The organism is Anaerotignum lactatifermentans DSM 14214 (genome assembly GCF_900142265.1).
GTDB lineage: Bacteria > Bacillota > Clostridia > Lachnospirales > Anaerotignaceae > Anaerotignum > Anaerotignum lactatifermentans.
Window position 1 is genome coordinate 1 of sequence record NZ_FRAH01000072.1, and the last position, 15,728, is coordinate 15,728.

The 15,728-nt window shown below is 48.3% G+C and carries 14 protein-coding genes and 1 tRNA gene; 5 read left to right on the forward strand and 10 right to left on the reverse strand.

Going from position 1 to position 15,728, the window contains the following annotated elements:
* On the forward strand, positions 1-249 hold a 249-nt coding region (locus BUB35_RS14930), incomplete at its 5' end, for an IS3 family transposase (protein WP_143185470.1).
* 73 nt (positions 250-322) lie between these two features.
* On the opposite strand, the gene BUB35_RS14935 is transcribed toward BUB35_RS14930, so the two are convergent.
* Positions 323-1,372, reverse strand: a complete 1,050-nt coding sequence (locus BUB35_RS14935) for a stalk domain-containing protein (RefSeq protein ID WP_072853042.1) — start codon at positions 1,370-1,372, stop codon at positions 323-325.
* Positions 1,373-1,528: 156 nt separating this feature from the next.
* A tRNA-Gly gene (locus BUB35_RS14940) sits at positions 1,529-1,599 on the reverse strand.
* A gap of 154 nt (positions 1,600-1,753) precedes the next feature.
* Here BUB35_RS14940 and murA point away from each other — a divergent pair.
* From murA to BUB35_RS14960, 4 genes are all read left to right on the forward strand, one after another.
* The gene (gene murA, locus BUB35_RS14945) at positions 1,754-3,019 is read left to right on the forward strand and encodes a UDP-N-acetylglucosamine 1-carboxyvinyltransferase (protein WP_072853044.1); all 1,266 of its coding nucleotides are present in this window, start codon (positions 1,754-1,756) and stop codon (positions 3,017-3,019) included.
* Between the two features lie 104 nt (positions 3,020-3,123).
* Entirely contained in the window at positions 3,124-3,594 is a 471-nt protein-coding gene (locus BUB35_RS14950; protein ID WP_072853046.1) for a MarR family winged helix-turn-helix transcriptional regulator, read from the forward strand.
* Between the two features lie 6 nt (positions 3,595-3,600).
* Positions 3,601-5,475 carry an ATP-dependent zinc metalloprotease FtsH gene (ftsH, locus tag BUB35_RS14955; RefSeq protein WP_096348642.1) on the forward strand — a complete coding sequence of 625 codons (1,875 nt, stop codon included), beginning with the start codon at positions 3,601-3,603 and terminating at the stop codon, positions 5,473-5,475.
* Positions 5,476-5,601: 126 nt separating this feature from the next.
* The gene (locus tag BUB35_RS14960) at positions 5,602-6,549 is read left to right on the forward strand and encodes a collagen-like domain-containing protein (RefSeq protein ID WP_330391247.1); all 948 of its coding nucleotides are present in this window, start codon (positions 5,602-5,604) and stop codon (positions 6,547-6,549) included.
* 100 nt (positions 6,550-6,649) lie between these two features.
* Here BUB35_RS14960 and BUB35_RS14965 read toward each other — a convergent pair whose 3' ends face one another.
* The 8 genes from BUB35_RS14965 to BUB35_RS18905 all read right to left on the reverse strand — a co-directional run bounded on the left by BUB35_RS14965 (position 6,650) and on the right by BUB35_RS18905 (position 15,510).
* Positions 6,650-7,477 carry a hypothetical protein gene (locus tag BUB35_RS14965; RefSeq protein ID WP_072853049.1) on the reverse strand — a complete coding sequence of 276 codons (828 nt, stop codon included), beginning with the start codon at positions 7,475-7,477 and terminating at the stop codon, positions 6,650-6,652.
* 9 nt (positions 7,478-7,486) lie between these two features.
* Entirely contained in the window at positions 7,487-8,248 is a 762-nt protein-coding gene (locus tag BUB35_RS14970; RefSeq protein ID WP_072853051.1) for an amino acid ABC transporter ATP-binding protein, read from the reverse strand.
* A 10-nt stretch (positions 8,249-8,258) separates the two neighbouring features.
* The gene (locus BUB35_RS14975; protein WP_242949272.1) at positions 8,259-9,041 is read right to left on the reverse strand and encodes an amino acid ABC transporter permease; all 783 of its coding nucleotides are present in this window, start codon (positions 9,039-9,041) and stop codon (positions 8,259-8,261) included.
* Positions 9,042-9,222: 181 nt separating this feature from the next.
* The gene (locus BUB35_RS14980; RefSeq protein WP_072853053.1) at positions 9,223-10,062 is read right to left on the reverse strand and encodes an amino acid ABC transporter substrate-binding protein; all 840 of its coding nucleotides are present in this window, start codon (positions 10,060-10,062) and stop codon (positions 9,223-9,225) included.
* 343 nt (positions 10,063-10,405) lie between these two features.
* Complete coding sequence (locus BUB35_RS14985; protein WP_072853055.1) at positions 10,406-12,760, reverse strand: S-layer homology domain-containing protein; 2,355 nt, start codon at positions 12,758-12,760, stop codon at positions 10,406-10,408.
* A gap of 180 nt (positions 12,761-12,940) precedes the next feature.
* On the reverse strand, positions 12,941-14,212 hold the full coding sequence (locus BUB35_RS14990) for an amidohydrolase (RefSeq protein WP_072853058.1): 1,272 nt from the start codon (positions 14,210-14,212) through the stop codon (positions 12,941-12,943).
* Between the two features lie 12 nt (positions 14,213-14,224).
* The gene (locus BUB35_RS14995) at positions 14,225-15,034 is read right to left on the reverse strand and encodes an MBL fold metallo-hydrolase (protein WP_072853060.1); all 810 of its coding nucleotides are present in this window, start codon (positions 15,032-15,034) and stop codon (positions 14,225-14,227) included.
* A 221-nt stretch (positions 15,035-15,255) separates the two neighbouring features.
* Positions 15,256-15,510, reverse strand: coding sequence for a hypothetical protein (locus tag BUB35_RS18905; RefSeq protein ID WP_143185471.1), 255 nt, complete (start codon positions 15,508-15,510; stop codon positions 15,256-15,258).
* Positions 15,511-15,728 lie beyond the last annotated feature (218 nt).

Consider the following 15,728-nt stretch of genomic DNA (forward strand, 5'->3'; position numbering starts at 1 on the left):
ATGCTCAAACAAAAAGGAATCCGGCAAAGTATGAGCCGAAAGGGTAACTGTCTGGACAATGCTGTCATGGAAAATTTCTTTGGATTGCTCAAGAGCGAACTTCTCTATCTTCAACAGTTTCAATCTATGGAACATTTCAAGCAGGAACTGGTGGAATATTTAGATTATTATAATAACCATCGAATCAAAGCAAAGTTAAAGGGCTTGCCACCTGCAATTTACAGACAACAAGCCCTTCTGGCTTCTTAAACAATTTTAATTTGAAAATATTGTCTAACTTTTTGGGTTCAGTTCACTATTTTTTATTTAGATAGGATAATTTTTATTTTTCCGCAGCGATGGTAACGGTAGTGTCATCTTCTGTAACGTCATAGCCTACCAGCCATTCAAAGGCTTCCGCAGGCACATACATAGCGCCATCATCGGCGATATAAGGCGCAACGCCCAATGTGCCGGGAGAAGTCATGCCAACGGCACCGGGAATGGTTGATGTGGAAACATACAGGTCTTTGCCTTCTGCCAGATCCATGGCGCGTGTGTCGCTTTCCAGTGTAGCTGTGCGGCTGTCACGGTCCCATGTAAGGGTTAAGCCCAAAGCGTCAGCTGTTTCCCGCAGAGGTACGCAGGTTACATCGTCTTTTGTGGTCATTTCGGATTTGCTGTAGGAAATTTTCACAGGAGATGCTGCTGTTTCTGTATCTTCTTCTGCATCTTCCGCAGCAGGAACCACCACAACGCGATTTACACCAGCCTGAGCGGGGTAACTTTCTGCTACAACATCATACCATGTGAAAATCCGGTCGCCTTCCTTCAGATCAGCCAGATCAAAGGCACTGTTGTCTACATAGGATGTTGCTGTGGCATCTTTTGCGACAGTGATATACAGTCCGCCCTGGTCGGTGGTAATGCGGATGCCGTTCTGTGTGTTTTCCACTGCCTCTACGGTGTGGAAACGGGCACAAGCTACGTCCATAGGCATATTGCCCACAATGGCTTCCACAGAGGTCTGTGGAGGAATACTCATGGTCATGGCAGGACTATGATAGAAGTATACGCCGTCACCAACTTTCAGGTCATTGATGTCCATCTGTGCGCCTCTACCGCTGTCCAGACACAGGGTATCTTCAGATACGATATAAATCACTGTCTGATCCTGCACATCTTCAGCAGTGATGGATTTGATGACGCCGTTTTCTTTGCGGATGTCAGTGATTCTGCTGTAAGCCAGATACCGTTCCGGCAGAGCGGGAATGGGTGCCTCTGCGGAAGGGTTTTCAGCAACAGGTGCCTGTGCTTCTTGGGCAAAAGCTGTTGTGGTGCCGCAAAGCAGAACTGCGGTTAATGACAAAGCTGTAATGACATTTCGTTTCATAATAAGCATCCTCCTTTTGTTGTCGCGATTTTTTTGATTTATGTTTGTTTCCGATGTTTTCTGTTTTGTTTGACGGAAGGAAAAAAGAAAGGTTTCATAAAAAAGGGATTTTTTTTAAAAATAAAAAAACCTGCTGGCATTGCCAACAGGTCAAAAAGCGGATGACGGGAATCGAACCCGCCTCTAAAGCTTGGGAAGCTTTCATTCTACCAATGAACTACATCCGCAAAGTTCATGGTTAATTATACACGGATTTTTTCGGGATGTAAAGCCCTATTTTTCTGACAAAAAATTGCGTTTTTTCCCTTGATTTTTCAGACTGCGAATGTGTTCCATGGGCATACTAAAAACACAAATTTCAGAAAAAACGAGGTCAGAACCATGGAAAAATTGATTGTACGGCAAAGCGAAGCCCTTCACGGTACGGTGCGGATCAGTGGAGCGAAAAATGCCGTTTTACCCATACTGGCAGCTTGTCTGCTGACAGAAGAACCCTGCACCATTACAAACGTGCCAGCATTGACAGATGTCATGGAAATGGCAGAATTATTGGAGGAATTTGGCGCAGAAACATCTTATGATGGGCTTACGGAAACCATGCGCATTTGCAGCGAAACATTATCCAATCAGCAGGCGGCGGAGAAAAATGCCTGTGCCATGCGGGCGTCTTTTCTGGCAGCAGGACCTTTGCTGACAAGATGTCATCAGGCAGCACTGCCTTTGCCCGGCGGCTGTCCCATTGGCAGCAGACCGGTGGATTTGCATTTGAAAGGATTTTCCATCATGGGGGCAGTCCATAAACTGGAACATGGAGTGGTGGAGCTTTCGGCAAAAAACGGCTTGCGTGGCAAACGGGTTTATCTGGATTTTCCCAGCGTAGGAGCAACAGAAAATATCATGATGGCGGCGACACTGGCAAAGGGCACCACCACCATTGAGAATGCGGCAGCAGAGCCAGAAATATGTGATCTGGCGGATTTTTTGCGAAAAATGGGGGCGGAAATTACTGGGGACGGCACAGACACCATTGTCATTCAGGGGCAGAAACGGCTGCATGGTGCCACACACAATGTCATTTCCGATCGCATAGAGGCAGGAACGTTTATGACGGCAGCTGCCATCACTGGCGGCGATATTTTGTTAGAACAGGTGCGACAGGAACATTTGACTCCTGTCATTGCCAAATTGACAGAGTGTAATGCCAAGACGGAAGTGACATCATCGGGACTGCGGGTGTACCGGAAGGGCAGACTTCGTCCCATACAGCTGAAAACCATGCCTTATCCCGGCTTTCCAACGGATATGCAGGCGTTGTTTATGAGTTTGGCAGCGGTTACAAAGGGCACCAGTGTTATCACGGAGACCGTATTCGAAAATCGGTTCATGCATGCGGCAGAATTGCAGCGCATGGGGGCAGATATTAAGATAGACAGCCGTTCCGCCATTATCGAAGGTGTGGACAGCCTGACGGGAACCAGCGTCCGTGCCACAGACCTGCGGGCAGGAGCAGCCCTGATTTTGTCGGCACTGGCAGCCAGAGGAGAAACGGAAATCAGTGATATTTACCACATTGAACGGGGGTATGACCGCATTGAGGAAAAGCTGCGGGCTTTGGGGGCAGATATCCAGCGGTCAAAAGATTCATAAGTTCATAAAATGTTTACAATTTATTCACATACAGTGGATGAAAGGGTGCTATACTGTTAGGGAAAGATACAGTTAGTACCCTAACATTTTTTGGAGGTGACAGGATGCAGCCGAAAATTTCCTTTTGTCTGGAATGGAAAATGGTGTCCAATCTCATGCGGCACAGTGCCAACGCCTGCACGACCTGCGTAGAGGCTACAAATCTGACGGGGATGCAGCTATTCATATTGGAGTATCTCTATCAGCATCAGGAGCAGGATGTGTTCCAGCGAGATCTGGAGGCGGAATTTCATGTACGCCGTTCCACGGTGACGGGGATTCTCAAAGGCATGGAGAAAAAAGGTCTGATCCAGCGGTTGTCTGTGGAAGAAGATGCCAGACTGAAACGGATTATTTTGACGCCTCAGGCAAAAAGCCTGCATCGAGAGGTAGAAATGGCTGTGGTGCGGATGGAAAAAATCGCTCTGCGGGGACTATCGAAAGCAGAAATAGAAGTTTTTTTGGAAATATTGGAAAAGATGAAAGCAAATCTACAGGAAGATATGCTTACATACGACGAGCAGAAAGGCGAGTGAATGTATATGGAAAACCAGAAGAAGCCGTTGATTTATTACTGGCTCATTGCCCTGGCGGTAATGTTTGTGATCAACTGGCTGGTACTGCCCATGTTTGCCAATAACACGGTGCAGGAAGTAAGTTACAATGTGTTCTTGGACGAATTGGAAGCAAAGAATATCGATCAGGTACAGGTCAATGAGGATGTGATCTATTATTCCCTGAAAGAAGATACCAACGAGGAACCCCAGACCCAGATTTTCCCCGGTCAGCAGCAGCACGAAATGCTCTACTGCACCGTGCGGATGCAGGATAATATGCTGGTAGACCGTTTGTATGCGGCTGGGGCAAACTTCTCTGCCATTGAACCCAAAGAAGTTTCACCATGGATGAGTTCCCTCATCATGTTCCTGCTGTTCTTCCTGTTCTGGCGGCTGGTGTTCGGCAGAATGATGAAGAAAGGCGGCTTTGGTGCCAATGCCATGGCTTTTGGCAAGTCTAACGCCAAGGTTTATGTAAAAGCCCAGACTGGTAAGACATTCAAAGACGTTGCAGGACAGGACGAAGCCAAAGAAGCACTGAAAGAAATCGTAGACTTTTTGCATAACCCTGCGAAATATACCAGCGTAGGTGCGAAAATGCCAAAAGGCGCCCTGCTGGTAGGTCCTCCGGGTACTGGTAAAACTCTGCTGGCCCAGGCAGTAGCCGGGGAAGCCAATGTACCTTTCTTCTCCATTTCTGGTTCTGAATTTGTGGAAATGTTCGTTGGTATGGGTGCGGCAAAAGTTCGTGACCTGTTCAAACAGGCAGGGGAAAAAGCCCCTTGTATCGTATTCATCGACGAAATTGATACCATCGGGAAAAAACGTGACGGCAACGGCATGGGCGGCAACGACGAAAGAGAACAGACCCTGAACCAGCTGCTGACAGAAATGGATGGTTTCGACGCCACAAAAGGTGTTGTCATTCTGGCAGCTACCAACCGTCCCGAAACACTGGACAAAGCCCTCCTGCGTCCCGGTCGTTTCGACAGAAGAATCCCTGTGGAACTGCCTGACCTGCAGGGTCGAGAAGCCATTTTGAAAGTCCATGCGGCAAAAATCAAAATGGAAGACAACATTGACTTTGGCGCTGTGGCAAGAGCAACCAGCGGTGCTTCCGGTGCGGAACTTGCCAATATCATCAACGAAGGCGCTCTCCGTGCGGTGCGTATGGGGCGGGATAAAGTAAGTCAGACAGACCTGGAAGAAAGCGTAGAAGTGATTCTGGCAGGTTATCAGCGGAAAGGCGCGGTTATTTCCAAAGAGGAAAAAGCCATCATTGCATACCACGAAGTTGGTCATGCGCTGGTAGCGGCTTTGCAGAAAAATTCCGCACCTGTTCATAAGATTACCATCATTCCCAGAACTTCCGGTGCATTGGGTTATACCCTCCAGATTGATGAGGGCGAAAAATTCCTGATGAATAAGGAAGAAGCCTTCAATAAAATTGCAACACTCACCGGCGGTCGTGTGGCAGAAGAAATTCAGTTCCATTCCATCACCACCGGGGCTTCCAATGATATTGAGCAGGCAACCCGTATGGCAAGAGCCATGATTACTCGTTACGGCATGAGCGATGAGTTCGGCATGGTGGCGCTGGAAACCATCAACAACCAGTATTTGGGCGGCGATACCACATTGGCTTGCTCCAATGAAACCGCAACTCGTATTGACGCGGCAGTCATTGCCATGGTCAAAGAAGCCCATGACAAGGCATATCAGATTATCAGCAGCCATAAAGATAAGCTGGATGAAATTTCCGCTTATCTGCTGGAAAAAGAAACCATCACCGGTGAAGAATTCATGGAAATTCTGAAAAGAAAACCGGAAGAAACAACAGAAGCAAATCTGGAAGCATAATAAAGCAGAGAGAGGATACAAATCCTCTCTCTTTTTTTGTTTGCAGGAGAAAAGGGGCACAATTTTGGGCAGCGTACATAATATAAAATGAACACAGAAAAGGATAAGGAAAAGAGGGGAATGCGTATGTATCGAAATCCCGACGGAAACGGGTATAATCGCCGCGGCAGCGGCTGGTACGGCGGATTCGGCTGTGAACCTGTGCCCCGGAATACGGGAAACAGCGGCGGCTGTTACACAGGCGGACAGAATGGATATACCGGTCATTCCTGCGGCGGACAGAATCAAAACCGCTGCCGTCCTGACTGCAATCCATGGCATCCAGACTGCAATTCCTGTAATCCCTGCAATCCTGGCTGCTGGCCGGAATGCTGGCCCGGATGTTATGTGGTTGTCATCACCGGTGTAACGGGACCTACAGGTCCTACAGGTGCCCCGGGCGTGACAGGTGCTACCGGTATCACAGGTGCAGCAGGCATTACTGGCGCAACAGGTCCTACCGGTGCCACAGGTCCCACCGGTGCAACGGGCGCAACAGGCACAGGCGGCGGTATTACAGGACCCACCGGCGCAACAGGTGCAACCGGCGCAACAGGGGCAACGGGTGCAACAGGAGCAACAGGCATCGGCGTAACTGGTCCCACAGGACCTACCGGCATTGCGGGCTTGAGCATTACTGGACCTACCGGTGAAACAGGACCTACAGGACCTACTGGTCAAATTGGCGCAACGGGACCTACTGGACCTACCGGGGAAAGTGGTGCAACGGGCGCAACGGGACCTACTGGTGAAAGCGGCGCAACGGGCGCAACAGGACCTACTGGGGAAAGAGGCGCAACGGGCGCAACAGGACCTACTGGGGAAAGTGGCGCAACGGGCGCAACAGGACCTACTGGGGAAAGTGGTGCAACAGGCGCAACTGGTCCTACCGGGGAAGGCGGCGCAACAGGAGCTACCGGTGAAACAGGTCCCACAGGACCTACGGGCGCAACAGGCGAAACAGGTGCAACGGGACCTACCGGCGCAACAGGTGAAACAGGTGCTACCGGTCCTACCGGGTCAGCCGGGCCCTAATCCCTGATTTTTGGAAAATCAGATGATTTTCTGACACGTAAAAAAACCGGAAATCCATTGATATGGGTTTCCGGTTTTGCTTGTTTTTCATATGTTTTTGTTAGAAAGATTCTAGATAGGCAGTACCTGCTGCGACGATTTTTACATGAACCATCAATGTCAGGGAATACAGGCAGCCATCTTTCCATTCAGCGTCAATCTGCATGACGCCGCCGGGCTGTTTCAATCCCAAAGAAAGGGAATCTTGTTTCTTGGTTGCCAGAGCCGCACCAAGGGCGGTTGTGCCGCTGCCGCAGCCTCTTTCCCATACGAGAGAGGCGTTTTTGACGCATACCAGCGGTTCCAGCGTCATTTCTGTTTCGTCAAAGAGCAGGACGCCAAAGGCTTCTTCAGCAATCTGATTTTCCCATGCTGCTGTCGCCTGTTCTGCCTTTTCCCGTGCCTTTTCGCCCCAAAGAGCCTTGGGAACGATGATGTGGGTGATGCCCGGCAGATAAACCGTTTCCAGTTCATAGGAAACGCCGTCCAGTACATAGGTTTCTGTGGCAATCTTCGCAGGCATGGGCATGGAAAGCTGTCCCAGATAGCCGTCAGCTTCTTTTTTCATATGACAGTCGATGAGGCTGTCTGCGCCGGATACTTCTAACAGGAAGTTTTTTTCTGCGCCTGTTTGGGGATGTTCCTTGGAGAACAGGTATGCCCCCAGAGAAAGGGTGGCATTGCCGCAAAATTCCCCAGCCATCATTTGCAGACGGGCGCAGGCTGCTTTGTTTTCCGGTTCTTCGATGTATCCCGCCTGTTCCGCGTAAACACTGCCGTAGGCAATCAGTGCCTTTGCCACTGCCAGATGCTGACTTCTGGGCACAGGGCTTTCGATAAGCAGTGTCATATTTTCATTTGGGCTTACTTTCACAAATTGGAGTTCCATAGTGCCTCCTTATGCCTGGAAGCGGCTCAGGAATGCTTTGGTACGTTCCTGTTTGGGGTTGTTGATGAGTTCTTTGGGTTCCCCTTCTTCCACAATGACGCCGCCGTCCATGAAAATGATGTGATCGGACACGTCACGGGCAAAACTCATTTCGTGGGTAACGATGACCATGGTCATGTGTTCCGCTGCCAGTTCTTTGATAACGTGCAGGATTTCCCCTGTCAGTTCCGGGTCAAGGGCGGAAGTGGGTTCGTCGAAGAACAGGATTTTCGGTTTCATTGCCAATGCGCGGGCAATGGATACACGCTGCTGCTGACCGCCGGAAAGCTGGTAAGGGTAAGCATCTTCTTTGTCTGCCAGACCCATTTTTTTCAGCAGTTCTCTTGCTTCGGCGTAAACTTCGTCTTTGGGGCGTTTGCCGATGAGGATGGGGGGTTCTGTGATGTTTTTCAGTACGGAATAATGAGGAAACAGGTTGAAGTTTTGGAATACCAGACCAAAGTGCTGTCTTGCCTTTTGCAGTTCGGCTTTGGTGCCGTAAATGGATTTGCCTGTTTCGTCAGCTTTTGCTGTGTATTCTCCCAGATAGATCAGGTCGCCGCCGTCCATGGTTTCCAGCAGTGTTGCGCAGCGCAGCAGTGTGGATTTACCGGAGCCGGAAGGTCCGATGATGCTCACAACCTGTCCTTCTTCTACAGAAAGGGAGATATCCTTGAGGACTTCGTTGTCCCCGAATTTTTTATTGCAGTGATTGATTTCCAGTAATTTCATGGCTGCCTCCTTAATGATAATAATTCATTTTCTTTTCGATCTTATCCATCACAAAGGCAACGATGCCGTTGAAGATGAAGTAGAACACACCAGCGATGATCAGAGGCATGATGGTGGTCTGTGCCGCAGAGATCTGCTTTGCGATGGTGAACATTTCCGGATAGGAAATAACGAAGGCAAAGGATGTATCTTTGACCAATGTAATGGTTTCGTTTGTTACAGGGGGCATGATCCGTTTGCACATCTGAGGGAAGACAATGCGCAGGAAGGTCTGGACTTTGTTGTAGCCCAGGACTGTAGCTGCTTCATACTGTCCCACAGGAATGGATTCGATGCCGGCGCGGTAGATTTCTGCAAAGTAAGCGGCATAGTTGATGGAGAACGCAATGATAACTGCAGTGAAACGATATTCATTGGTGATGGGAATACCGAACAGGTAGTAAGGACCGTAGTAAACGGCGAACAGCTGCAGCATCAGAGGTGTACCACGCAGAATAGCGATGAATACTTTGATGATCCACTGGATGGGTTTGAAGAAGAACAGACCGCCTGCAAACCGTGTGCCCATAGGCAGGTTTTCCGCCTTGCCTTCTGCGGACTGTGCCAGTTTCAGCTTTTCAACCAGTGTTTGGGGCGCAAGGAATTTCAGCGGCGCCCATTTAGACATGCGCCCAAAGGTTACCAACAGCCCCAGAGGCATGGAAAATAACAGTGTCAGGAAAAAGATTTTGCAGGAATCCAGAAGTCCCACAGCCAATTGTTGTGTGATGTTCATAAGGGTTTGTGCATCCATAAAATTGTTTCGTCCTTTCTTTGTTTTGGCGCTTTGCGCTCACATAAGAAAACGGGAAGCCCATTTCTTTATGTCAGCCTCCCTGTGCGGACAAAGGCTTTCAAAGGAAAGACAGTATCCATAAACAGGGAAGAAGCGTGCGGAACATTGTCCGCACGCCCTTGTATTGTATCATATTTGATTATTCTTTGCCAAGGCAAACCATCTGATCCAGGTTGTAATCTGCGTAATTTGCTGCGATTGCATCAAATGTGCCGTCTGCAACCATTTCGTCCAGTGTAGCCTGAACCTGATCTCTCAGTTCTTCATTGCCCAGTTTGAAGGCGATGGCATACTGTTCTGTGGACAGGGGTTCTTCCAGCTGACGGAATTTGTCGCTGTGGTTGGTCAGCTGATACTGTGCAACACCGATGTCAACGGCGATGGCATCAACGGCGCCTGTTTCCAGACTCATGAATGCGCTGTTGTAATCGGGTGTCTGTTCCAGAGAAGCGAAAGTAGCTGCCAGAGCCAGGTTTTCGTCATTGTCTTCTGTGTTGGTCAGAGCTGTCAGTGCAGAGGAACCAGCCTGCGTGATGACGATTTTGCCAGCCAGATCTTCTTTTGTCTGGATGTCAGAATCCTGACGAACAACGAATACGATGCTGTTGTCTACATAAGGTTCGGAGAAAGTATATTCGCTTTCTCTGCCTGTCATGGTGAAGCCGTTCCACAGACAGTCAACAGTGCCGCTGTTCAGTTCCATGTCTTTGGAGCTCCAGTCGATGGGCTGTTTGATCAGTTCCCAGCCGTTGCGGTCACATACTTCCTGAGCCAGATCCAGGTCGAAGCCAACGTATTCGCCAGCGTCGTTTTTGAAGCCGTAAGGGGGATATTCTGCGTCAAAGCCTACTGTAAATGTGGTGCGTTCTGCTGTATCTGCGCCGTCAGTTGCAGCGGGTTCTTCGTTGCCGCCGCCGCAGCCAGCCAGTACACCAACGGACATTGCCATAGTCAAAAACAAAGCAAGATATTTTTTCATACTCAAATCTCTCCTTTTTTCTATTGATTTTTTCCCTAAAATATTTCATCGCTGAATTCTTTATCATTTTATCACGTTATCAGACTAAAGTAAATTGGTAATACTCTTTCATTTTTTTGAAAAAAATCAAGCTTTCATTGGTAAAGCTGAATAAAAAGACATTTGTTTTTGCGGAAATGACGTTTTGCCAATGAGAGAGAAGGGGAGCGTTTCCTGTAAAATAATCCGCAGAAACAATAATAGCCGGAACCCTTTATGGTATAAGGATTCCGGCTATTTGTGTTTTTTATGAAGCCGCATCAAAAAACATTATTTTTGATGTCACAGTTTGGGAAAAGACGCATTAGTCTTCGGTTGCGTCAATGCGGATAACTTCGCCGCTGCTGTTCAATTTCAGTTCAATGACGAAGTCGGTGCCGTCGCCATCATCATATTTATCATCCAGATCATCATAGTCTTTTGCGTCGCCGTATACATCATCGTCTTTGTCAAAATCGTCAGACAGATAATATTTTTCGCCGTCTACTTTGATCCAAGAGGAAGAAATACCGTCCAGGTCGCCTTCCACTTCACGTTTGGAGGAAGCGTAGTCTGCTTCAATTTCTGTTACTTTGCGCTTGGAGCTGTTGAATTTCAGTTTGACATCAAAGTTTTCATAATCTTTGAAGTCACGGATGAGTTTGGACAGGGTGTAGTCGTCGCCTTCCAGTGTGACTTCCACATCTTCATCCAGATCATAAGTAAAGTTGCTGCCGTCTACGCGGATGGTGATTTCATCTTCACTCAGTTTGCGCAGTTCCCCTTCGTCGGCTTCTGTATTGACTGCTACAATTTTAGAAACCTGTTTGTTTTTGAAGGAAAGCTGTGCTTCATAATCATATTTTTTGTACTGATCTTTCAGTTCGTCAAAGTCAGAAGAGCTGCCGTTGAGGGTAACGTCGATATCGTCTGTATCCTCCAGCAGGTCATAGGTGAATGTATCGCCGTCATCGTTTCTGATTTCGATCTCATCGCTGCTGATCTTTTTGATGATACCTTTGGATTCGCCCATGGATTCTTCGATGGCAACGATGTCGGTAACATCATCATCGCGGTTCAGTGTCAGGGAAACACGGTAAGAGGTTTCTTCGTGGTTTTTTTTCAGGAAGTCGATGTCTTTGCTCTTGCCGTCTACTTTGACATCTACGTCAGTGTCCAGATCATAAGTATAGCTGTCGCCCTGGGCTTCGATGGTGATTTTTCTGGATGTTACGTCTGTCAATACACCGTTGACTTCGTCTTCCGCATAGTTGACAGTGATTTTTGTAACGACATTTTTGCTGTCTGTGGTCAGTGTTACATAGAAATCTGTATCATCATAGTATTTTTTCAGATCGCTGAAAGAATAATCTGTCAGTTCGTCTTTGACATCTACATCGCTGTCCACATCGTAGTCATAAGATTTGCCGTTGGATTTGATTGTCAGTTCGTCATCATCCAGATCTGTCAGCAGACCGGATTTCGGGTTGTCGTTCTGGGTAACGGCATACAATTTTGTGACTTCGTTGTCAGCATTGAGATAGATGGTAACGGTGAAGTCGTCGCCGTTGTCCAGTGCGCTGAAGATGCGGGAAGGTGTTGTGGATTTGTCATCCAGATATACCTTCACATCGTCGGTCATGGTATATGTTTTTTCTTTGGAACCGTCTTTGACAGTGATCTTGTTGGAACTCATATCCACCAGTTCAAAGGTCTGTTTGGAGCCAATGCCGTTGACAGATTTTGTAACAGTGATGGATTTGATGCTGTCACCACTATAAGTCAATGTGACGCTGTCACCGCTGCCGATTTCGGAAAATTCGATTTCCTTGCCGTCATAATAAGCTTTCGCAGTGCCTTTTTCACCAAAGAGGTTCAGACCAGTGCCTGTAGTAGTCTTTACGCTGCAGAACAGGTCGCCGTTTTCCAGTACGGAAGTGGTCACAACGGTACCAGTTACGGAGCCGCTGGAAGGTGTTTCCGGTTTTGTGGTGGTGCTGCCTCCTGTGCTGCTGCCGGTGAGCAGTTTATATGTCTTTACGGAAAGGACTGCCATTTCGGAACGGTTGATGTTTACTTTGGGATTGAAGTTGTTGTAATCATCACCTACCATGATGTTTTTGTCATAGAGCAGATCCAGATAGGGCACAGAAGCTTTGGAGATGGAGCCAGCGTCTTTGAAAGTAAGCTTCGCATCCATATCTACGGTGTAAACTTTGCCCAGAGCTTTGCCGAAAATCACGCCTACGTCTTCTCTATTGGCGTTCTGCTGTGTGGTGCCTTTCATGAATTTTGTCAGGTCGCTTGTAACCAAGATGCCTTTGTCCAGGGCGTATGCCACAGCGTTATATGCCCAAGAGGGGATTTTGTACGCATCCATAATGGGTTTCCATTTGGTGATGGTATCGTTTGTGACGTCCTGTTTGTAGTATGTTTTCATGATGGAGTACATGAGCTGTGTTGCTTCGCAGTAAGTCACGTTGTTGCGGGGTTTGCAGTATTTTTTGCCGTTTTCGGTGTAGCCGCTCATAAGCCCCAAAGAAGCTGCTTCTTCGATGAATGTAGCGGCACCGGGCCAAGGTACATTGTTAATATCTGCAAAAGTGGAACCGAAAGCAACTGCATTTGTGCTGCCCAGTACAAGGGCGGCAGTGGTTGCCAATGTAAGGAAACGTTTCATATCTAAAACCTCCCATTCCTTCTCAAAATATGAAATATCCTAAATATCTTATTTTTTCTCACAATTTGTAAACGAGTTGTATGTATATCAACGACGTTTGTAGGATACTGTCCTACTATTACTATACCATGAAAGCGCAGAAAAACCTTTTCAAATTTTTTAAGTTTTATAAAAAGTGTGTCAAGATTCTGTAAAGATTTCCAGATTTTGTCTTTTTTCCAGCTGTTTCAAGTATTTTTCTTTTTTTGCCGCAAATTCCGCAGGCTGATGCATTGGCTTTTGCAGCAGGTCAAAGAGGGTGCCTGCCAGCACCTTAGCTGTGCGAATATAGCAGTTTTCTTTGTCGGCAATGGTGAAATTGTCGTTGTGGAACTGCCCTTTTATACCGGAAAAGCCCATCTGCACCGCAGGCAGCAAAAATCCCAGATCGCCAATGTCACCGGAAGCGCCGGAAACCACATTCCGCAGAATCTGATCTTCCTCACAGAAAAGCAGCATATTTTCCAGCACCATTTCATTCATTTCCGCAGACTGACGTAAGGGCAGATAGCCCGGTGTGGTTTCTGTTTCGCAGCCTAATCCCAGAGCAGCAGCGCAGTGATGGATGCACTGATCCACCTGTTCCTCTGCGGCAAACAGTGTGGCGTTGTCATTGGCGCGGATGTAAGTTTCCATGACCGTCCGGTCGGGAATGATGTTGACTGTGCCGCCGCCTTCCGTAATGACAGGATGCAGCTGTAAACCGGCAGAGGCAGGGAAGCGGTCTTTCAGAAAAGACAGTGCGTTCTGTGCCAGTACCGCGCCGTGGAGGGCGTTTCTGCCCAGATGGGGCGCTGCCCCAGAGTGGGACGCTGTGCCAAGAAAGACGGCTTTTTTCGCCAGAAAGCCTGCCAGTGTGGAATTGATGTCAAACAGATACTCTGTTTCGCCGTTGGCGTGGGCAGAAAGCACACAGTCCACATCGTCGAAGTATCCTTCTGCGATCATGTTTTGCTTGCCGGAGCGATAACGAATTTTGCCTTCGGCAATGCATTGGTCACGGAAAGTAAAATCAATGAATTCTTCTGCTGGTGTGAAGAAAAAACTGATACGTCCACTGTTTTTCTTTGGAAGACCGCAGTCAGCCAGTGCACGAATCAGTGTCAGTGCTAACGTGGTCTGGATGCTGTGCCCACAGGAATGGACCGTGCCGTTTTTGCTTTTGCAGGGCAGTGCGTCCATGTCGCTGACAAAAGCAATATGAGGAGAACCACTGCCTAATGTAACGCGGATGCCTGTCATGGCAATGCCGGATTCATAGGGGATGTTCCACTGATCTAACAGGGCTGTGATGGCGGCAGCCGTTTTCACTTCCTGAAAACCCAGTTCGGCGCAGTCAAAAAAGGCGTTGCCCCAAGACAGGATTTCCGCCTGCCGCTGGTCAATGGCAGCAAAAAGAGATTCTTTTTTCATGATATTTCCTCCTTATTCCCATTCCAGTGTCATGCCCACAGCCACTTCCTGTATAGGGGAAACGGCGTGAAGTGCTGCCCGCACAGGAAAAGCCGTGCAGTGGCAGGGATACAGCGCAGAAATCTGTTCTTTTGCCAGAAAATCAACGGTTTTTTGGCTCCGCTCATTTTCTTCCATCAAATGCAGCCCGCCCAGAAGCCCCAGTACTTTTGTCTTGCCTGTGACAGCTTTGGCATATTGTATGATGTTGCAGATGCCGGCATGGGAACAGCCGGTGATGATGTAAATACCTGCGTCTGTCACATAAGCCAATGCTGTGTCATCGTTGATGATGTCGGGAACAGTCTGTCCGTCAATGATGGTTTCGCCGATGGCATAGGCAGGCTCAAAATCTACGGTATGGGGGATTTCTCCCAGAAAAACAAGGTGGTCTGTGAGCCACAAGGGCGCTTCGGCAAATTCCAGCACGGCTTTTTCCTGCAATTCTTTCATAGACAGAGGACTGCCGATGTCCATGCCGTTCCACTGCTTAGGCAACAGGGCATGGGGGTGGGCAATGAGCCGTGGCTTTTTGGAAAAAGGCAGTGCCAGCAGGTCAGGCAGACCGCCGGTGTGGTCGTTATGCCCATGAGAAAGCAGAATGGCATCTGCCGTGGTCAAATCAATGCCCATGGCTTTGGCGTTTTTCAAAAAAGCGTCAGAATAGCCCGTATCGAATAAAAAGCGTTTGCCATCTGCTTCCAGCCAGTAAGAGACGGCAGGTTCCCCCAGATGGTAAACGTCGATTTCTGTATGGTTGTCCATTAAAACAGTCAGTTTCATGGAAGTCCCTCCTTTGTGTTGGGGTTGTGTATGACTCCATTATAAGGAAAAAGGAAGGAAAATACAATTGTGTTAAGGGCGTATCAAATAATAGACGGGAAGGGGGAGCGGAAAGTTCCGGGGAAAAGAGAAAAATGGTGTGGAAATAATAAGAAGAAAAAATAGGGGATGTGACGGTTATAAACGAAAAGACACCATACACTTTCGTGTATGGTGTCTTTTTATGAATTGCGGAGAGGGTCAAGCACTTTGCTGGGCAAAGCCGCCTGCGGCGTCCCCGTTTTCTTCGGGGTGCAGGGGTCAAGCACTTTGCTGGGCAAAGCCGCCTGCGGCGTCCCCGTTTTCTTCGGGGTGCAGGGATTTGAGCCTGCAAAAGCCCACCTCATCAGAAAAAGCCGTCTGCGCTTATCAGCTTCCGACCTTGCACTTTGTGTAACGAGGGAGATGATGCAGACAGCTTTTTCGGTCTTTTCCAAGGGAAAAGAGATTTCCTTTCTTACATGGTCGTCTGCTCTCCCTCCTGTAAGTCGGTCGGCAGACTCCCTGTTTCTTCGCCTTTGGCTGCTCCCTTTATCTGCCCCCGGCAGCGGTCGCACCCAAAGCCCCGGGAACCCGTCGGTCGCAGTCTTAAAATAAAAAAACACCATGCTTTTGCATGATGCTTTTCCTAGAATTGCGGAGACAGGATTTGAAC